At 45.3% G+C, this 2,505-nt stretch carries 2 protein-coding genes; both read left to right on the top strand.

What is annotated here, in order from left to right; all coding sequences use genetic code 11:
• Positions 1-874, top strand: an 874-nt coding sequence (locus WMO25_RS17100) for an MBL fold metallo-hydrolase (RefSeq protein WP_349086369.1), incomplete at its 5' end; no start/stop codon positions are given.
• A 93-nt stretch (positions 875-967) separates the two neighbouring features.
• Positions 968-2,464 (top strand): carboxypeptidase M32, encoded by a 1,497-nt coding sequence (locus WMO25_RS17095; RefSeq protein WP_349086367.1) that lies wholly within the window; start codon positions 968-970, stop codon positions 2,462-2,464.
• The last annotated feature ends 41 nt before the right edge of the window (positions 2,465-2,505 follow it).

Genomic DNA, 2,505 nt, shown 5'->3' with positions numbered 1-2,505 from the left:
GTTTTATTATTTAAATGATGAGATATTGGGTTCCTGTCATCTGGCGGTGGGTGAGAGGAATACTGTATTATTTGATCCGGGTATGGCCTGGTATGGGGAGAAAACGGTTGAAAAGATTAAAGAGATTATCGGGGACAGACCGATTGATGCAGTTTTTCTGACCCATTCCCATTATGACCATGTAGGAGCCCTGCCGGTGATCAAGAAGTATTGGCCGGATGCCATGGTATTTGGTGCAGCCTATGCCGGGCGCGTCTTTTCAAAGTTGTCGGCTAAGCGGCTGATTCGTGAACTTTCAGCCAGTGCTGCACAGTTAAACGGCACGGCACTGCCAGATGACTATTCGACACGTGCGATACAGTTGGATCAGATGCTGATCGGCGGCGAAACGATTAATGTGGGAGATGTCTGTGTGCAGTCAATTAAGACCGTTGGACATACAAAGGATTGTCTGTCGTATCTGATCGATGGCCATGATCTTCTGGCTTCCGAAACCATCGGCAGCATCAATACGGAGGATGATTATATGCCGCAGTTCCTTGTCAGCTGTGAAGAAGCGATGAAGAGTATTGACAGTTGCAGAAACAGCGGGGCAAAGAAGTTATGGCTGACCCATCACGGAGAAGTGGGTGAGGCAACACCGGAATTGTGGCAGTGGTTTGAAGATGGTCTGACTGCTGCGAAGAGCAGGATTCTGGAGATTATCAGAGATAATGAGACACCGGAAGAGCAGTTAAAAGCCATGGAAGCGGTGTTCTGGAGACCGGAGAAGAAGGGCGGATGGCCGCAGAAAGCCTTTGATCTGAATGCGGAATCTATGCTGAAAACCATCAAGAGTGAGAATTTCCTGAGCCACTCGAAGTTTACGAAATAAGGCAAACAGCTATTTGCAAGGCTGGATGAAGGAATATGAAGGATTTACAGTTAGAAATCTAAAATAAAATATATTAAAAGGAGTCTGTAGAACATGGAGTTAAAAAGTGCATTAGATCAGCTTGGCCTGCTTCAGAAGAAGTTATATGCTTATCAGACAGCATCATCGTCTTTGTATCTGGATGGTGTGACAGTGGCACCGAAGGATACTTCAGAGGGCAGAGGTGTGGCCCTTGGTATTTTGGCAGGAGAGAGCCAGAAGTTGATGACAGCACCGGAAACAGGAGAATTACTGGCGTTTTTGGCGGATCAGAAGGAGAATCTGTCTTTTGTGGAGCAGAGACAGGTGGAAGAATTGAAGAGAAGTTATGACCGTTTGTCCAGAATTCCGGCGGATGAATATATGGATTATGCTATGCTGACGAATGAAGCCAGTGATGTGTGGCACAGGGCAAAGGAGAGCAGTGATTTTACACTTTTTGCTCCGGTATTGGAGAAACTGGTTGCCTATAACCGAAAGTTTGCGGGTTATTATGACAGCAGCAAAAAGCCGTATGATGCACTGTTGGATGAATATGAACGCGGTGCGGATATGGCTTTTCTGGATACATTTTTTGAGACAGTCCGGGAGCGTCTGGTACCACTTATTCATGCTATCGGTGAGAAACCACAGATTGATGATAGTTTTCTGCATCTGCATTATCCGGTAGATATTCAGAGAAAGTTTTCTGACTATCTGATGGAAGTGATGGAACTGGACAGAGGTCACTGTACCATCGGCGAGACAGAGCACCCTTTTACGCTGGAATTTAATAATAAAGATGTGCGTATCACAACCAATTACAAAGAGGATAATGTGGTGGATTCCATGTATTCTGTGATTCATGAGGGCGGTCATGCCAAATATGAGTTAGGTATCCGTGATGACCTGCAATATACCTGTCTGACCGGCGGTGTATCCATGGGGGTTCATGAGAGTCAGTCCAGATTCTATGAGAATATTATCGGACGGTCACTGCCTTTTGTGAAAGCGATATTCCCGAAAATGCAGGAATTTTTCCCGGAACAGTTAAAGCATGTGACAGCAGAGCAGATGTACCGTGCGGTGAATAAAGTACAGCCATCATTGATTCGAACAGAGGCTGATGAGCTTACCTATTCTTTGCATGTGATGGTGCGTTACGAGATTGAGAAGCAGCTTATTGACGGCAGTCTTGAAGTGAAGGATATTCCAGAGGTTTGGAATCGTCTTTATAAAAAATATCTTGGTGTGGATGTGCCGGATGACAGGAGAGGATGTCTGCAGGATTCCCATTGGTCCGGCGGTTCTTTCGGGTATTTTCCATCCTATGCCCTCGGCAGTGCCTATGGTGCGCAGATGCTTTGCAATATGGAAAAGGATTTCCCTGTATGGGATGAAGTACGTGCAGGTAAACTGACAGGGGTATCTGCATGGCTGAAAGAGAAGGTCCATCAGTATGGAAGCCTGCTGACTCCGGGTGAAATCGTGAAGAATGCCTGCGGTGATTTTGATCCGACAGTTTATACGGATTATCTGACAGAAAAATATAACAAACTTTATGATTTATAATGGTTTTCATTGTAGTCTGCTATTGGAAGTGATACAATAAA

This window comes from Coprococcus intestinihominis (assembly GCF_040096555.1).
In the GTDB taxonomy this organism is placed as follows: Bacteria; Bacillota; Clostridia; order Lachnospirales; family Lachnospiraceae; genus Coprococcus_A; species Coprococcus_A intestinihominis.
Note: the sequence above shows the minus strand (reverse complement) of the source record. Positions and strands in the feature narration are given on the sequence as shown.

What these genes read in the sequence shown, in the direction of transcription:
- WMO25_RS17095 (WP_349086367.1), top strand. Translation starts at nt 968, where the DNA reads ATGGAGTTAAAAAGTGCATTAGATCAGCTTGGCCTGCTTCAGAAGAAG.